The sequence below is a fragment of the Rhodococcus sp. UFZ-B548 genome, from assembly GCF_903819475.1.
Classification (GTDB): Bacteria; Actinomycetota; Actinomycetes; order Mycobacteriales; family Mycobacteriaceae; genus Rhodococcus_F; species Rhodococcus_F erythropolis.
The window spans coordinates 15,350-30,485 of the sequence record NZ_CAIJDS010000028.1 but is presented as its reverse complement, the minus strand read 5'-3'; the positions used below and the strand labels follow the sequence as shown (position 1 = coordinate 30,485).

15 protein-coding genes are annotated in these 15,136 nt (G+C 63.6%); 8 read left to right on the top strand and 7 right to left on the bottom strand.

The window, feature by feature from the left end:
* Positions 1–30: 30 nt before the first annotated feature.
* Positions 31–1,074, bottom strand: a complete 1,044-nt coding sequence (hrcA, locus tag H7C86_RS22150) for a heat-inducible transcriptional repressor HrcA (RefSeq protein WP_019749027.1) — start codon at positions 1,072–1,074, stop codon at positions 31–33.
* 157 nt (positions 1,075–1,231) lie between these two features.
* Here hrcA and H7C86_RS22145 point away from each other — a divergent pair, with 157 nt between their 5' ends.
* Positions 1,232–1,555: a type II toxin-antitoxin system VapB family antitoxin gene (locus H7C86_RS22145; RefSeq protein ID WP_003944521.1), complete on the top strand. Its 324-nt coding sequence runs from the start codon at positions 1,232–1,234 to the stop codon at positions 1,553–1,555.
* Between the two features lie 26 nt (positions 1,556–1,581).
* Here H7C86_RS22145 and H7C86_RS22140 read toward each other — a convergent pair whose 3' ends face one another.
* Positions 1,582–2,202, bottom strand: a complete 621-nt coding sequence (locus H7C86_RS22140) for a CG0192-related protein (protein ID WP_099698869.1) — start codon at positions 2,200–2,202, stop codon at positions 1,582–1,584.
* Between the two features lie 35 nt (positions 2,203–2,237).
* On the bottom strand, positions 2,238–3,464 hold the full coding sequence (gene hemW, locus H7C86_RS22135; RefSeq protein WP_182262232.1) for a radical SAM family heme chaperone HemW: 1,227 nt from the start codon (positions 3,462–3,464) through the stop codon (positions 2,238–2,240).
* A gap of 503 nt (positions 3,465–3,967) precedes the next feature.
* Between hemW and H7C86_RS22130 the strand changes: the two genes are divergently transcribed.
* From H7C86_RS22130 to H7C86_RS22100, 7 genes are all read left to right on the top strand, one after another.
* On the top strand, positions 3,968–5,698 hold the full coding sequence (locus H7C86_RS22130) for a nitrite/sulfite reductase (RefSeq protein ID WP_020908197.1): 1,731 nt from the start codon (positions 3,968–3,970) through the stop codon (positions 5,696–5,698).
* A complete protein-coding gene (locus H7C86_RS22125) occupies positions 5,695–6,438 on the top strand; it encodes a phosphoadenylyl-sulfate reductase (protein WP_020908198.1) in 744 nt (247 codons plus the stop codon). Before H7C86_RS22130 ends, H7C86_RS22125 begins: the two co-directional genes overlap by 4 nt.
* On the top strand, positions 6,435–7,370 hold the full coding sequence (gene cysD, locus H7C86_RS22120) for a sulfate adenylyltransferase subunit CysD (RefSeq protein ID WP_020908199.1): 936 nt from the start codon (positions 6,435–6,437) through the stop codon (positions 7,368–7,370). Before H7C86_RS22125 ends, cysD begins: the two co-directional genes overlap by 4 nt.
* The gene (locus H7C86_RS22115) at positions 7,370–8,656 is read left to right on the top strand and encodes a sulfate adenylyltransferase subunit 1 (protein ID WP_020969973.1); all 1,287 of its coding nucleotides are present in this window, start codon (positions 7,370–7,372) and stop codon (positions 8,654–8,656) included. The genes cysD and H7C86_RS22115 overlap by 1 nt, the downstream gene beginning before the upstream one ends.
* A gap of 4 nt (positions 8,657–8,660) precedes the next feature.
* Entirely contained in the window at positions 8,661–9,416 is a 756-nt protein-coding gene (locus H7C86_RS22110) for a sirohydrochlorin chelatase (protein ID WP_021333399.1), read from the top strand.
* Positions 9,417–9,510: 94 nt separating this feature from the next.
* A complete protein-coding gene (locus H7C86_RS22105) occupies positions 9,511–10,287 on the top strand; it encodes a DUF998 domain-containing protein (RefSeq protein ID WP_020908202.1) in 777 nt (258 codons plus the stop codon).
* A 55-nt stretch (positions 10,288–10,342) separates the two neighbouring features.
* On the top strand, positions 10,343–11,239 hold the full coding sequence (locus H7C86_RS22100) for a universal stress protein (RefSeq protein ID WP_021333400.1): 897 nt from the start codon (positions 10,343–10,345) through the stop codon (positions 11,237–11,239).
* Positions 11,240–11,364: 125 nt separating this feature from the next.
* Here the strand turns inward: H7C86_RS22100 and H7C86_RS22095 are convergent, their stop codons facing one another.
* Genes H7C86_RS22095 through H7C86_RS22080 form a run of 4 tightly spaced genes read right to left on the bottom strand, consistent with a single transcriptional unit; the run spans position 11,365 to position 15,101 of the window.
* Positions 11,365–12,414 (bottom strand): sulfate/molybdate ABC transporter ATP-binding protein, encoded by a 1,050-nt coding sequence (locus H7C86_RS22095; RefSeq protein ID WP_020908203.1) that lies wholly within the window; start codon positions 12,412–12,414, stop codon positions 11,365–11,367.
* Entirely contained in the window at positions 12,411–13,217 is an 807-nt protein-coding gene (cysW, locus tag H7C86_RS22090) for a sulfate ABC transporter permease subunit CysW (protein WP_003944503.1), read from the bottom strand. Before cysW ends, H7C86_RS22095 begins: the two co-directional genes overlap by 4 nt.
* The gene (gene cysT / locus H7C86_RS22085) at positions 13,214–14,062 is read right to left on the bottom strand and encodes a sulfate ABC transporter permease subunit CysT (protein WP_003944556.1); all 849 of its coding nucleotides are present in this window, start codon (positions 14,060–14,062) and stop codon (positions 13,214–13,216) included. The genes cysW and cysT overlap by 4 nt, the downstream gene beginning before the upstream one ends.
* Before the next feature lie 7 nt (positions 14,063–14,069).
* Positions 14,070–15,101 carry a sulfate ABC transporter substrate-binding protein gene (locus tag H7C86_RS22080; RefSeq protein WP_003944569.1) on the bottom strand — a complete coding sequence of 344 codons (1,032 nt, stop codon included), beginning with the start codon at positions 15,099–15,101 and terminating at the stop codon, positions 14,070–14,072.
* Between the last annotated feature and the right edge of the window lie 35 nt (positions 15,102–15,136).

The window sequence follows — 15,136 nt, the reverse complement described above, 5'->3', positions numbered from 1 at the left end:
GGAGGTGTGCCGACCAAATGTCGACGTCCGTCATCGCTCGGAGAGAACTTCGCCGATGTATCTGGCAACGGCGGCAACCGATGCAATTGTTCCCGGATAGTCCATCCGTGTGGGTCCGAGCACACCGACACCACCGAAAACGGTACCGGCCGCGCCGTAGCCAGTCGAAATCACGGAGGTTCCGCGCATCTGTTCGACCTGCGTCTCTTCACCGATCTGAACGGTGACCGTCCCGGAATTCTGCGTCGCAGCGAGCAGTTTGAGGACCACTACCTGCTCTTCCAGTGCTTCGAGCACTGCGCGCAGCGAACCGGGGAAGCCGGCCAGACCGGAGAAATCGGCGGCGTTGCGCGTGAGGTTGGAGGTTCCGCCCAGAACGAGGCGATCTTCCGGATGTTCAACCAGGGTCTCGACCAGAACCGTTGCCGACCGGATCACGGCGTCGCGCAGGTCGGCCGGAGACTCGTCGGCCAGTTCCGCCACGGCAATCGACGCGGCGGCCAGGCGCTTACCTTCCAGGGCCCCGCCGAGAAGCGCGCGCAACCGGGAAAGGTCTTCGTCTTCGAGGACGTCCCCGAGCTCGACGATTCGCTGATCGACTCGCCCGGAATCGGTGATGAGAACGAGAAGCAGGCGCGCCGGCGTCAATGCGACCACCTCGAGGTGGCGAACCGACGACGCGGACAGCGACGGATATTGGACAACCGCGACCTGACGGGTCAGTTGCGCGAGCAGTCGCACACCGCGGCGCAGAACGTCGTCGAGGTCGACACCCGACTCCAAGAACTCGAGGATCGCTCGTCGCTCGGGTCCGGACATGGGCTTGACGTCGGCGATGCGATCGACGAATTCGCGGTATCCCTTGTCGGTGGGGACGCGGCCGGAACTGGTGTGCGGTTGGGCGATGTAGCCCTCGGCCTCGAGGAATGCCATGTCGTTGCGCACAGTGGCGCTCGACACTCCGAGGTTGTGACGCTCGACCAGGGCCTTGGATCCCACCGGGTCCTGGGTGGAGACGTAATCGGCCACGATTGCACGTAAGACCTCGAAACGCCTGTCGTCGGTACTCGACATCGTTGCCACCTCCGTTTCCTGAACAGAACGAACACCGACATTTACACATCGGTTCCCACTGGCAGTCTAATCGCCCGAGCGCCAGAGACGGCTGTTGCCCTTACTGTGGAGTGAGATCGGCGAAGGGTCGATCGCACAACCATGGACAAGGCGGCACATGATCTTCAAAGGCGTGATGGACGGCAAACCGTATCCCGATCACGGACTGTCTCTACGCGACTGGTCGAAGTTCCCTCCACGTCAGGTTCGACTCGACGAGATCGTGACCACCACGAAGGTCCTCGAACTCGATCGCCTGCTGTCGGAGGACTCGACCTTCTACGGCGATCTGTTCCCTCACGCAGTGCAGTGGCGCGGCACTCTTTACCTCGAGGACGGCCTGCACCGAGCGGTTCGTTCGGCCCTGCGAAACCGCGTCGTGCTGCACGCGCGTGTCTTCGACTTCGACGCGATGCCCGGTGTCATCGAGGGCGTCCGCTGACGCTCACGCGACTCAGGCGCCGAGACTCAACCGACGAACGCGAGCAGTGCGGGATTCGGCTGCCCCGGCCAGGTTCCGGTGAGCGTCGCCGAGCCTGACACTCGATCTGCGTCGATCACTCTCACCACGGTCAATTCCAGTTCTCCCGCGCTGATGATCGTGTCGGTGCCGACTGTCGAGCAGGTCACCGATTCGACGTCCGGTACGGAAGCGCCGGCCGTACCGCTGCCTACTACGTGAGCCGTCACCGGGATGTGATCGGCGGAGTCCGCGAAAACCAGATCGACTCCGGCCCCACCGGTCAGAATCGCGGTCGCCACCGCGCTCACGTAGACCGGATCGCAGCAAGCGTCGTACACCCACCGCTCGCCCAGTACCGAATGATCCATGGTTGCGATCAGCGCAGTCTCCGCCCCGTCCAGCGGAGCACCACGATAAGTGAGCGGGACCTGAAGAATTCGACCGTCGGCAGAGCGGAGCAGATGCGTCTCGACTCCGACCTCGCCGTCCGGGTCGTCGAAACGATAGGCGTCGACGCGTTCGAGCGTCGAACAGTCGACCGACCCGATCCATGGCTGCTTGGGCACCCACGCTCGGAGCAGGTCGTTCTTGGACGGATTCAGCTGCGCACGATGAATGATGGCCACCACGGCCACATTACGCGGCGAAGGATGGTGCCGCGTCAGGTCAGGATCGTGCGAATCACCGCATCAGCGAGCAGGCGACCACGGTCGGTGAGAACCACGTGATCGTTCTCGATCACGGCCAACCCGTCGACTACCACCTGTTCGGCCGAAAGGCGTTCGGATGCAGACAGTTCCGACAACGGAAGTCCCGTGCGCAACCGCGCGGTCAACATGACGCGCTCCATGTGTTCGTCCTCGGTGGTCAGTTCTTCGCTGCCGCCGACGGGAAGTTCACCGAGGGCCAACTGTTCCGCGTACCGTGCCGGGTGCTTGACGTTCCACCACCGCACTCCGCCGACGTGACTGTGCGCGCCCGGTCCGGCGCCCCACCAGTCACCGCCGTCCCAGTAGCCGAGGTTGTGACGGCAGCGGGTGTCACCGGAGTCCGCGGTTTCCGCCTTTGCCCAGTTGGAGACCTCGTACCAGTGCAAGCCGGCTTCGGACAGGCGTGAATCGATTCGTTCGTATCGTGAGGCCAGCACGTCGTCGTCCGGCGCGGGCAGCTCGCCGCGCCTGACCTTGCGAGCCATGGCGGTGCCGTCCTCGACGATCAACGCGTAGGCCGAGACGTGGTCGACATCGGCGGAGAGAACCGCGTCGAGTGAGGCGTCCAGATCTTGGTCTCGCTCCCCTGGCGTTCCATAGATCAAATCCAAGTTCACGTGCGAAAAACCAGCTGCGCGAGCCTCTTTCGCGGCAGCGACGGCGCGGCCGGGAGTGTGGGTGCGGTCGAGGATCTTCAGGACGTGCTGAGCCGCGGACTGCATGCCGAGGGAAATGCGGGTGAATCCCGCACTGCGGAGAGCGTCGAAGAATTCCGGCGACGTCGATTCGGGGTTCGATTCCGTGGTCACTTCGGCGCCGGACGCCAAGCCGAAGCTGCTGCGAACCGCCGACAGCACGTCGGACAGCCCGTCGCCACCGAGCAGCGACGGCGTTCCACCGCCCACGAACACCGTCTCTGCCGCCGGGGCGCCCGTCATCTCGGCCGCGAGATCGAGTTCGCGTCGCAGACCCTCCAGCCACGACTGCGGCGACGCCGAGGTTCCGAGCTCACCGGCCGTGTAGGTGTTGAAATCGCAGTACCCACACCTGGTGGCACAGAACGGGACGTGGATGTAGATCCCGAACGGCCGTTTCCCGACACCCTCGAGCGATCGCGCGGGCAAGGCGAAGGGGGTCGCCTCGCTCTGTCGAGTGGGAGTCGTGCTGGTGGCATTCACGCCTCCAGTGTCCCAGCATCCGGAACGCACACCTATTCAGCCTGCGATGCAGGTCGGCGCGTGGCCTGAACTCGATATTTCCCCCGTTTTTCGTGGAAATATGCGGCCGAGTCGGAATTATCGAGTTGACGTGGCACAATGGTCCGCATGACCGGACTCGGAGTGCGACTTGTGGCGCGTCGCCATGTCGACTTCAAGCGTGTGTGCAGCTCGTCGTGTCTGCACCTGTGTAGCTGTTGATCTTTCACTGATCTTCCAGCCTTTCCCGCTCATCTCCATCTGCTTCACCGAAACAAATCTCTGCAGAGACACGTCGTTTCAGAGATACAGCTTCTCCAGCTGTTCGTTTTCGTGAGCACACCTGCCGGCCGCGAGCTTTCCGAGACCGAGGACAGCCCCCTCGATTTCCGACACGGACCGGTGCGTCCCGATCAGACACCGCCACAGTTCGTCGATAGTGCGTGCCGCGTGCCGATCAACCGCCCAGATCCAGGAGTTCATCGATGACGTCGACCACCGACGCCGCCACACCCGCCGATTCGGCAGCACCTGCCGAAGCCCGGCCCGCACGCGCTGCACGTCCCGCCAAGCGTCGCGCCGAAGGTCAGTGGGCCCTCGGTTACCGCGAGCCGCTCAACGCCAACGAGCAGGCCAAGAAGGACGACAACCCGCTCAACGTTCGGGCCCGCATCGAGAACATCTACTCCAAGCAGGGCTTCGACAGCATCGACAAGGGCGACCTTCGCGGCCGCTTCCGCTGGTGGGGTCTCTACACCCAGCGCGAAGAAGGCTACGACGGCACCTTCACCGGTGACGAGAACATCGACCTGCTCGAGGCCAAATACTTCATGATGCGCGTGCGTTGCGACGCCGGCGCTCTCAACGTCGAGCAGCTGCGCACCATCGCCGGCATCTCGAAGGAATTCGGCCGGAACACCGCCGACCTGTCCGACCGCGAAAACGTCCAGTTCCACTGGATCGAGGTCGAGAACGTTCCGGAGATCTGGAAGCGCCTCGAAGCCGTCGGACTCAAGACCACCGAAGCGTGCGGTGACTGCCCCCGCGTCGTCCTCGGTTCTCCCCTGGCCGGCGAATCGCTCGACGAGGTCCTCGATCCCACCCCGGCGATCGACGAGATCGTGCGCCGCTACATCGGCGACCCCAAGTACTCCAACCTGCCGCGCAAGTTCAAGACCGCCATCTCCGGTCAGCAGGACGTCGTTCACGAGATCAACGACATCGCCTTCATCGGCGTGAACCACCCCGAGCACGGCCCGGGCCTCGACCTCTGGGTCGGCGGCGGACTGTCCACCAACCCGATGCTGGCGCAGCGCGTCGGCGCCTGGATTCCGCTCGACGAGGTCCCCGATGTCTGGGAGGGTGTCGTCTCGATCTTCCGTGACTACGGCTACCGCCGTCTGCGCGCGAAGGCAAGGCTCAAGTTCCTCATCAAGGACTGGGGCATCGAAAAGTTCCGCGAGGTTCTCGAGACGGAGTACCTCGAGCGCCCGCTCATCGACGGCCCCGCGCCGGAGAAGCCCAAGCGCCCGATCGACCACGTCGGCATCCAGAAGACCCGCAACGGCCACAACGCAGTCGGCTTCGCTCCGATCGCCGGCCGCGTCTCGGGAGACATCCTGGCTCAGGTCGCCGACGCCGCGGAGAAAGCCGGCAGCGACCGGATCCGCTTCACGCCGTACCAGAAGCTGATCATCCTCGACGTCGCCGACGAGACCCTCGAGCCGCTCATCGCCGATCTCGACGCGCTGGGCCTTCCCGCCCGACCGTCGCACTGGCGCAAGAACCTGATGGCCTGCTCCGGCATCGAGTTCTGCAAGCTCTCGTTCGCCGAGACACGCAAGCGTTCGCAGGTGCTCGTGCCCGAACTCGAACAGCGTCTCGCCGACATCAACAGCCAGCTCGACGTGCCGATCACCATCAACATCAACGGTTGCCCCAATTCCTGCGCTCGCTCGCAGATCGCCGACATCGGCTTCAAGGGCCAGCTCGTCGACGACGGTGAGGGGAATCAAGTCGAGGGTTTCCAGGTTCACCTGGGAGGCAGCCTCGGATTCGACAGCGCCTTCGGACGCAAGCTGCGCCAGCACAAGGTCACCAGCGTCGAGATGGGTGACTACATCGACCGCGTCGTACGTCAGTTCGTCAAGAACCGCAACGAAGGTGAACGGTTCGCCGAATGGGCAGTGCGCGCAGACGAAGGAGATTTGCGATGACAGTGGACATTTCGCGAGCAACCGCCGACGAGCTTCGGTCCATCGCCGAGCGCGGTGCCGTAGAACTCGACGGAGCCAGCGCACAGGAACTGTTGCAGTGGACCGAGGACACGTTCGGTGACGGGGCGAGCGCAGCGACGGGGGATCGTAACGGTTACATTGTTGCGTCGAACATGCAGGATGGTGTGTTGGTTCACCTTGCCGCACAGGTGCATCCGGGCGTCGACGTACTCTTCCTCGACACCGGCTACCACTTCCCCGAGACCATCGGCACACGTGACGCGGTCGAGCAGGTCTACGGCGTCAACGTCATCAATGCACGCGCGCTGGCAAGCGTCGCCGAGCAGGATGTCGCCGAGGGCAAGGATCTGTTCGCCCGTGATCCCAACCGCTGCTGCGCATTGCGCAAGGTCGCACCCCTCAAGCAGACACTGTCCGGCTACAGCGCGTGGGTGACCGGCATCCGCCGCGTCGAAGCGCCCACCCGCGCCAACGCTCCCCTGATCTCCTTCGACGAGGCCTTCGGCCTCGTGAAGATCAACCCGATCGCTCCGTGGTCGGACGAGGAGATGCAGAACTACATCGACACCAATTCCATCCTCGTCAATCCTCTTGTCGACGAGGGCTATCCGTCCATCGGCTGCGCACCCTGCACCAGCAAGCCAGCCCCCGGCAGCGATCCGCGTAGCGGTCGTTGGGCCGGTGCCTCCAAGACAGAATGCGGGTTGCACGCATCATGACAGTTGACTTGACACTTTCACGTCCTCAGCTCGACGGCACACAGTTCGATACTCTCGACGCCCTCGAGTCCGAAGCGATCCACATCTTCCGAGAGGTAGCCGGCGAGTTCGAACGCCCGGTCATTCTCTTCTCGGGAGGTAAGGACTCCACCGTGCTGCTGCATCTGGCGATCAAGGCCTTCTGGCCTGCGCCGCTGCCGTTCACCCTGCTGCACGTCGACACCGGCCACAACCTGCAGGAAGTTCTCGACTTCCGCGATCACGTCGTCGCCAAGTACAACCTGCGCCTGCACGTGGCCAGCGTCGAGGAGTACATCGCGGACGGTCGCCTCACCGAGCGCCCCGACGGTATCCGCAACCCGCTGCAGACCGTTCCGTTGCTGGACGCGATCTCCGAGAACCGCTTCGACGCCGTCTTCGGTGGCGCTCGCCGCGACGAGGAGCGCGCCCGCGCCAAGGAGCGGATCTTCTCGCTGCGCAACGCTTTCGGCCAGTGGGATCCCAAGAAGCAGCGCCCGGAACTGTGGAACCTCTACAACGGTCGCCACTCCCCCGGCGAGCAGGTGCGCGTCTTCCCACTCAGCAACTTCACCGAGCTGGACATCTGGCGTTACATCGCCCGCGACAACGTCGAACTCGCCAGCATCTACTACGCCCACCAGCGTCCGGTGTACCAGCGCGACGGCATGTGGATGACCCCCGGAGTCTGGGGTGGTCCGGCTGACGGCGAAGAGCTGCAGACCCTTTCGGTGCGTTACCGCACCGTCGGCGACGGTTCGACCACCGGTGCTGTTCTCTCCGATGCGGCTGACAACGAAGCGATTCTCGCCGAGGTTGCGGCATCACGTTTGACCGAGCGCGGCGCGACCCGTGGCGACGACCGAGTTTCCGAAGCGGCCATGGAAGACCGCAAGCGAGAGGGCTACTTCTGATGAGCGATCTGCTCAGACTGGCAACTGCCGGCAGCGTCGACGACGGAAAGTCCACCCTCGTGGGCCGTCTGTTGTACGACACGAAATCCGTTCTCGCCGACCAGATCGACGCCGTTACCCGTGCGTCGGTGGACCGCGGTCTCGACACCCCTGACCTGTCGCTCCTGGTGGACGGACTGCGCGCCGAGCGTGAGCAGGGCATCACCATCGACGTGGCGTACCGCTACTTCGCGACCCCCAAGCGCACCTTCGTGCTTGCCGATACACCGGGCCACGTGCAGTACACCCGCAACACGGTCTCCGGAGCGTCGACGGCTCAGCTCGTGATCCTGCTGGTCGATGCTCGCAAGGGCGTCATCGCGCAGACTCGTAGGCACGCAGCGGTTCTCGCGTTGCTCGGTGTCCCGAAGCTCGTTCTCGCCGTGAACAAGATCGACCTCGTCGAGAACCCCGAAGAGGTCTTCACCTCGATCTCCGCCGAGTTCAACGAACTCACCAGCTCACTGGGCTGGGCAAGCGAAGACGTCGTCGAGATCCCGGTATCGGCACTGCACGGTGACAACGTCGCCATCCGCTCCGACAAGACCCCGTACTACACCGGCCCCACGCTGATCGAGCACCTCGAGTCGATTCCGGTCGACGCCGAGCCGCATCGCGTCGGCCTGCGTTTCCCGGTGCAGTACGTGATCCGTCCGCGTACCGCCGAGTTCCTCGACTACCGCGGATACGCCGGCCAGGTTGCCGCCGGTTCCGTCGTACCCGGCGACGAAGTGGTGATCCTGCCCTCGGGTACGCGCACCACCGTCACTCGTATCGACACGGCCGACGGTGAACTCGACGTCGCCCACGCGGGGCGCAGCGTCACGCTGATCCTGGCCGACGACGTCGACGTCTCTCGCGGCGACACCATCGCCTCGCCGTCTGACGCACCCGAGCCGATCGGCGAATTCGACGCCACTGTCTGCTGGTTGGCCGAGAAGTCGCTGCGCCCCGGCGCACGTCTGCTGCTCAAGCACGGCACGCGCACGACGCAGGCCATCGTCGGCAGCTTGGTGGAGCGCTTCAACGAGCAGGATCTCACCACGGATCAGGGCCCGGATACTCTCGAGCTCAACGAGATCGGCAAGATCTCGATCCGCGTGGCCGAGCCGATCGTGGCCGACGACTACGCAGTGAACCGCCACACCGGCAGCTTCCTGTTGATCGATCCCGCTGGTGGAAACACTCTCGCAGCCGGCCTGGTCGGCGACGTCATTTCCGCTGTCGAATTGGGCGAGCGCGTTTAAGTCGATGGTTCCGCTCATTGCTGTTGCGCACGGCAGCCGTGATCCCCGTTCTGCTCGGGTGATCGCGGCTGCCGTGGCGGCTCTTCGTGAGGCCCGGCCAGACCTCGATGTCCGGCTGGCGTTTCTCGATCTCAATGCACCGTCCATCGATCAGGTCCTGGACGGAGTTGCACACGACGGCCACACTCACGCCGTTGTTGTTCCGATGCTGCTGGGCAACGCCTTCCACGCTCGGGTAGATCTGCCCGGGCTCTTGGCCGCTGCCGCGACACGCCACCCCCAACTGACCGTGTTCCAAGCAGACGTACTAGGTCTCGATGCTCGGCTTATCGAGGCAGTGCGCGAGCGAATCCTCGAAGCGGGCGCCCGGCCGGACGATCCGTCGGTCGGTGTCGCTCTTGCGGCAGTCGGCTCGTCCGACGCGCGTGCCAACGCCGCGACCGCAGAACTGGCGTCCACTCTCCTGAGCGGAACCAACTGGTCGGGCGTTCGAATCTGTTTCGCGACATCCGCGGAACCAACAGTTGCCCAGGCGATCTCCGCTCTCGAGCAGAACGGCGCCGAACGCGTTGTCGTCGCACCCTGGTTCTTGGCTCCCGGCCTACTGACCGACCGACTCAGCGCTGCAGCAGCAACGGTATGTCCGCGCGCGCGTTTCGCCGAAACGATCGGTGGGCACTCTCTACTGATCGAAACGATGATCGACCGTTACCGACAAGTCGCTGATGCACTACCCGACCGTCTGGTCCGCTCCGCCTGATCCGGTTTCACAGGCCGTTATCAGATTGTTACCGTAGTGTTGGATCTGTCCAGCCTGCGAAGGTTCATCCTTCGCCTGCGAAACAGATCTTTGGGTGCAATCCCCTCAGAGCGCCGCGAGAGGGAACACCATCACTCACAATCTTCGCCTCGGCACAGCCGGCACCGCCTGGGTCCTGTCGGTGCTCTACCTGCTTGTCGAGATCTTCACGGCCGGAGCCTGGAAGACGCCGTACAGCTTCGCGCGTGACTCCATCAGTTCGCTGGGCGTGACGACATGCAGCGTGGATTCGTGTTCGCCGATGCACGACGTCATGAACGCGGCCTTCATGATCCTCGGTGCGCTCACCATCCTCGGTGCAGCCTTGCTGCACAAGTACATTCCGGACGGTCGTGCGAAAAAGTGGATTCTCGGCCTTGCCGTCGTCGTTGCACTGAGCACCGCGGCTACCGGCCTCTTCCCGGCCAACGACGGGACCTTCGTTCACTGGACCGCAGTACTTCCCGGCTTCGTCGCCCGTCATGCCGTTCTCGTACTCATGGCAATTCAATTCTGGAAGCACAGCAAATGGATCGCAGTATGGTCGGGACTGTGCGCGGCCACCGGAATCGTCGGCGCCGTACTGCTTCTCGGACGAACACTCACTTTCGGCTTGGGTGAACGCTTGACGCTGTACCCGCTGCCGATGTGGATGGCAGTCACCGGCGTCGCAGCCCTGCTCGCGTTGATGCGCCGAACCGTGTTGAAGAACGTGGAATTGACACTGCCCGGTAACGGATTCATCACCGCTCTGTTGTCGTTGCGCCCGCGTCGAACTCGCGCAGCAGTGCCTACCGACGTTCTCGCACCGCGGGAGCTGACGAGTTTGTAGCGAACCCGGGGTGACCAGGGACACACTGGTAGGGAGGCGACGCGAGGAGACTTCCATGACCAGTGCATCTGTTCGACACGGAATCGTGGCCGGCATCGACGGCTCGGCAAGCGCGGTCAACGCCGCGAGGTGGGCAGCATCGGCTGCAAAGAGATTCGACGAACCATTGCGACTGACCCACGTTCTGCCGGGACAACCCGAGTCAGGTGGCGGTACCAACGTCACCGACGAAGAGATGTTCGACCACCACCTTCGCGTCGAGGGTGCAAAGTTACTCGACGAGGCCGAGGACGCCATTCGCGACGATCACACCGACGTCACCGTCGAACGCGGCCTCGTGACCGGCACTCCCGCAACCACACTCGTCGAACTTTCGAAATCCGCTCGCATCGTTGCACTCGGTCAGGCCGGTACCAGCGAAATGCAATCGGTGTTTCTCGGTTCCGACACCATTCGGGTGGTCAACCGGGCGCACTGTCCCGTGGCGGTGTTCCGCGGTACCGGCGAGCACGCGGTAGCCGACACCAGGCCCATCGTCGTCGGCGTCGACGGAAGCAAGCTCAGCGAACTCGCCGTCGCGCATGCTTTCGAGTTTGCCGCGTTCCTCGGCGCTCCCTTGGTTGCGGTTCACACCTGGAACGAGCACGCCTCGCTCGGCGGGTACTCCGAAGCCAGGCGCTTCGTCGACTGGGGACCGTACGAACAGCATGAGCACGCTCTGCTGTCCGAGTGCCTCGCCGGCTGGACGGAGAAGTACCCCGATGTCGACGTCACCCGGAGTGTCCAGCGCAGCGGACCGATGAAGGCACTGCTCGAGCATTCAGCGGAAGCGCAACTCGTAGTCGTCGGTAGCCACGGCCGCAGCCCGTTCATGGCGTCGATAGTCGGATCGACCAGTCAGAGCCTCATCCACCACGCCCAATGCCCGGTCCTCGTCTGCCGAGAGGGCTGAACTGGTCTCGCTGTTGCCCGGCCCCCACCTCTGAGCGAACGGCACTTTCGGCGCCATCAGGAGCCCGAAAGTGCCGTTCGCTCATACAGGCGTGGGGGTGAAACAGGTCAAACAGGGCAAGCGGGTCATACCTGGCCGACGACGCTCACCGTCACCGGCTCCTGCTCCGGCGTCACCACCGGAGTCTCCGGCAGATCCGGCACCCGGGTAGCCCGGGCGTAGACCGTCTCCCCCGCCTCGAGATGCAGAGCTGCACTGTCACCGCGGGTGACCTGAGCCGAGAACAACTCACCGGTTGCCTCGTTGCGCAGGTCGACTCGAACCTCGAAGCCGAGATACACGACGCGCTCGACGGTTGCGCGTGTGACGCCGAGGGACTCGGCCGTTCCGGACTCCTGAGCGAGAGCCATGCTCGGATCGCGGCCGAGACGGATGTCATGCGGACGGACCAACTGCCCGTTGAGCTTCGCGACGGATCCGAGGAAGGACATCACGAAGTCGTTGGACGGGCGGTCGTACAGGTCGGCAGGTTCACCGATCTGCTCGATCCGCCCCTTGTTCAGCACCGCGATGCGGTCGGCGACGTCGAGAGCCTCTTCCTGGTCGTGTGTGACCAGGACGGTGGTGACGTGCACCTCGTCATGCAGGCGACGCAACCACGTGCGCAGGTCGGCACGGACCTTCGCGTCGAGGGCGCCGAAGGGCTCGTCGAGCAGGAGCACCTGCGGATCCACCGCCAGAGCGCGCGCCAACGCCATGCGCTGACGTTGACCACCGGACAGCTGCGCGGGGTACCGATGCTGAAAGCCGTCGAGGCCGACGATCTCGAGAAGTTCGTTGACCTTCTTCTCGATCTCCGGCTTCGGGCGCTTGCGGATCTTGAGCCCGAAGGCCACGTTGTCTCGCACCGTCATGTGCTTGAACGCTGCGTAGTGCTGGAACACGAAACCGATGTCACGCTTCTGCGGCGAGACGCCGGTGACGTCCTTGCCTGCGATGGTGATGGTTCCCGAATCGAGCTCTTCGAGCCCTGCGATCGAACGCAGCAACGTCGACTTTCCCGAGCCACTTGGCCCGAGCAATGCCGTCAACGAACCCGAGGGAATGTTGACCGTCACGTCGTCGAGCGCCGCGAAATCACCGTAGTTCTTGCGGGCCCCGGTCACTGTGATCATGTGGTGCTCCTCTTACGGTCCAGCAGCGTCATCAGCAACAGGACAATGATGGCGATGCCCATCAGCAGCGTTGCCGCCGAATACGCACCAAAAGTGTTGTGGTCGTCGATGTATCGCGAATGCACCAGCAATGTCAGTGTCTGGGATACCCCCGGGAAGCCGGAAGAGACCATGATGACTGCGCCGAATTCACCGAGCGAACGCGCCACCGTCAACACGATTCCGTACGTCAAACCCCAGCGGATCGCGGGCAAGGTGATCCGCCAGAACGTCTGCCAACCAGAGGCACCGAGCGTCGCGGCTGCTTGTTCCTGCTCGTCGCCGATCTCGTGAAGTACGGGTTCGACTTCCCGGACGACGAAGGGCAGCGTCACGAAAATCGTCGCGATCACCATGCCTGGCAACCCGAAGATGACCTTGAACCCCAACGATTCGATGCCGCCGAACCAACCGTTGGCACCCCACAGAAGAATCAACGACACACCGACGACGACGGGCGAGACCGCGAAGGGCAGATCGACCACCGACTGCAGTACGCCCCGCCCCGGGAAACGCCCACGCACGAGTGCCAGCGCCGTGACGACACCGAACACGACGTTGATCGGAACCACGATCGCCACGATGATCAGCGAAAGATTCAGCGCGGAGATCGCTGCCGGCGTCGTGATCGATTCGAGGAACGGGCCGATTCCGTTCTCGAACGTTCGCGTCAGGATCACACCGATCGGCACGACCAACAACACGAACAGGTAGACGAGAGCGATGGTCCGCAGACCGATCTTCGATCCTCTGGACACGTTCATCGGGAACTCTCCTCACGTCGCTGTCCTCGCGAGGCGAAGATTCGCAGGACGAACAGCGTCACGAATGCGATGGCCAGCAACGCTACCGAGACGGCAGCGGCGTTGGTCGGACGATCGATTTCGATCTGCTGCTGAATGTACTGCGACGTCATCTGTGTCACGCGTGGGATGTTGCCGCCGATCAGAACGACCGAGCCGTATTCACCGATCGCTCGGGCGAATGCGAGCCCCGCGCCGGAGATGACGGCAGGCGCCAGCGTCGGAAGAACGACGGAACGAAAGATCGTCCAGTTGGAAGCCCCCAACGATGCAGCGGCTTCCTCGACTTCGCGGTCGACCTCCATCAGCACCGGCTGCACCGAGCGAACCACGAACGGCAAGGTCACGAAGGCCAATGCCACGATCAGTCCGGGTTGGGTTGCATTGAGGTGGATGTCGATCGGTGACTGCGGGCCGTAGAGAGACAGCAGCACGATCGACGCCACGATGGTCGGTAGTGCGAACGGCAGATCGATCATCGAGTTGACGATGCGCTTGCCCGGGAAGTCGTCCCGGACCAGCACCCACGCGATGATCGTGCCCATCACGACGTTGATCAATGCCACGATCACCGAGACCAACAACGTCACGCGCAACGACGCCAAGGCGACGGGTGCGGTGATGGCGTCCCAGAATCCGGAGATCCCCTCGTCGAACGCGGTGGCGGTCAACGCGGCGAGCGGAAGCAGAACGATCACGGAGAGCCACAGGGTGGCCACTCCGATTCCGAGCGGCCCCACACTCCCCGTGACCCGCGCGAGTTTTCGCCGACGAGCCACGGGGGTGGGGTCAATAGTGTCAGTCACGTCAGTCTTACTTGGTCGCGTTGTCGTAGATCACTGCGATCGAACCGGTGTCCTTGGTGAACAGAGCGCTGTCCACGGCCTTCCAGCCGCCGAGGTCTGCGATGGTCCACAGCTTGGTCGGCTCGGGGAACTTGTCGGTGAACTTGGCAGCGACGGCGGGATCAACGGGACGGAATCCTGCTTCGGCCCAGAGCGTCTGACCCTCGGTCGTGTACAGGTAGTCCTTGAACGCGGTCGCCTTGTCGAGGACCTTGCTGTTCGAGATCACGGCAACCGGGTTCTCGATCTTGAAGGTCGTGGGCGGGGTGACGTGCTCGACCGGGTCGCCGTTGCCTTCGATGAACAGTGCCTCGTTCTCGTAGCTGATCAGAACGTCACCGCTGCCCTGCAGGAAGGCTTCCGAAGCCTCGCGTCCCGACTTGGGCTGGATCTTGACGTGATCGTTGACCAAGGCGGTGACGTAGTCGAGACCCGCCTGCGGGTTCTTGCCACCGTCGCTCTTGGCGGCGTACGGCGCCAAGAGGTTCCACTTGGCCGAGCCGGAGCTGAACGGGTTCGGCGTGACGACCTCGAGGCCGGGCTGAAGCAGGTCGTCCCAGTCCTTGATGCCCTTCGGGTTCCCCGGACGCGTCACGATGGTGACTACCGATCCGAACGGAATTCCGTTGTAGGCGTCCTGGTTCCAGTTCTGATCTACCAGACCGGCATCGACCAGGCGGGTGATGTCGGGCTCGACGGAGAAGTTGACGAAGTCTGCCTCGGCGCCGTCCTTCACCTTGCGCGACTGGTCGCCCGAGGCGCCGTACGAAGGATTGAAGTTGACGTTCTTGCCCTCGTCTGTCGCCTGGAAGGCTGCGGTGAGCTTGTCGAAGCCGGGCTTCGGCACGGCGTAGGCGAACAGGTTGATCGTGCCGGCGCTACCGTCGCTGGCGGCGCTGTCACCACCCACGGTGTCGCTCGAGCCACCACTGCACGCTGTGAGTACCACGGCCCCCATGGTCGCGATAGCAGTGAGAAGTGTGCGGGAACGGCGTTTCATTGCAGATACCTTCCTGAAAGGACTGACAAACGAGG

What these genes read in the sequence shown, in the direction of transcription:
- hrcA (WP_019749027.1), bottom strand. Translation starts at nt 1,074, where the DNA reads ATGTCGAGTACCGACGACAGGCGTTTCGAGGTCTTACGTGCAATCGTG.
- H7C86_RS22145 (WP_003944521.1), top strand. Translation starts at nt 1,232, where the DNA reads ATGATCTTCAAAGGCGTGATGGACGGCAAACCGTATCCCGATCACGGA.
- H7C86_RS22130 (WP_020908197.1), top strand. Translation starts at nt 3,968, where the DNA reads ATGACGTCGACCACCGACGCCGCCACACCCGCCGATTCGGCAGCACCT.
- H7C86_RS22125 (WP_020908198.1), top strand. Translation starts at nt 5,695, where the DNA reads ATGACAGTGGACATTTCGCGAGCAACCGCCGACGAGCTTCGGTCCATC.
- cysD (WP_020908199.1), top strand. Translation starts at nt 6,435, where the DNA reads ATGACAGTTGACTTGACACTTTCACGTCCTCAGCTCGACGGCACACAG.
- H7C86_RS22115 (WP_020969973.1), top strand. Translation starts at nt 7,370, where the DNA reads ATGAGCGATCTGCTCAGACTGGCAACTGCCGGCAGCGTCGACGACGGA.
- H7C86_RS22110 (WP_021333399.1), top strand. Translation starts at nt 8,661, where the DNA reads ATGGTTCCGCTCATTGCTGTTGCGCACGGCAGCCGTGATCCCCGTTCT.
- H7C86_RS22100 (WP_021333400.1), top strand. Translation starts at nt 10,343, where the DNA reads ATGACCAGTGCATCTGTTCGACACGGAATCGTGGCCGGCATCGACGGC.
- H7C86_RS22095 (WP_020908203.1), bottom strand. Translation starts at nt 12,414, where the DNA reads ATGATCACAGTGACCGGGGCCCGCAAGAACTACGGTGATTTCGCGGCG.
- cysW (WP_003944503.1), bottom strand. Translation starts at nt 13,217, where the DNA reads ATGAACGTGTCCAGAGGATCGAAGATCGGTCTGCGGACCATCGCTCTC.
- H7C86_RS22080 (WP_003944569.1), bottom strand. Translation starts at nt 15,101, where the DNA reads ATGAAACGCCGTTCCCGCACACTTCTCACTGCTATCGCGACCATGGGG.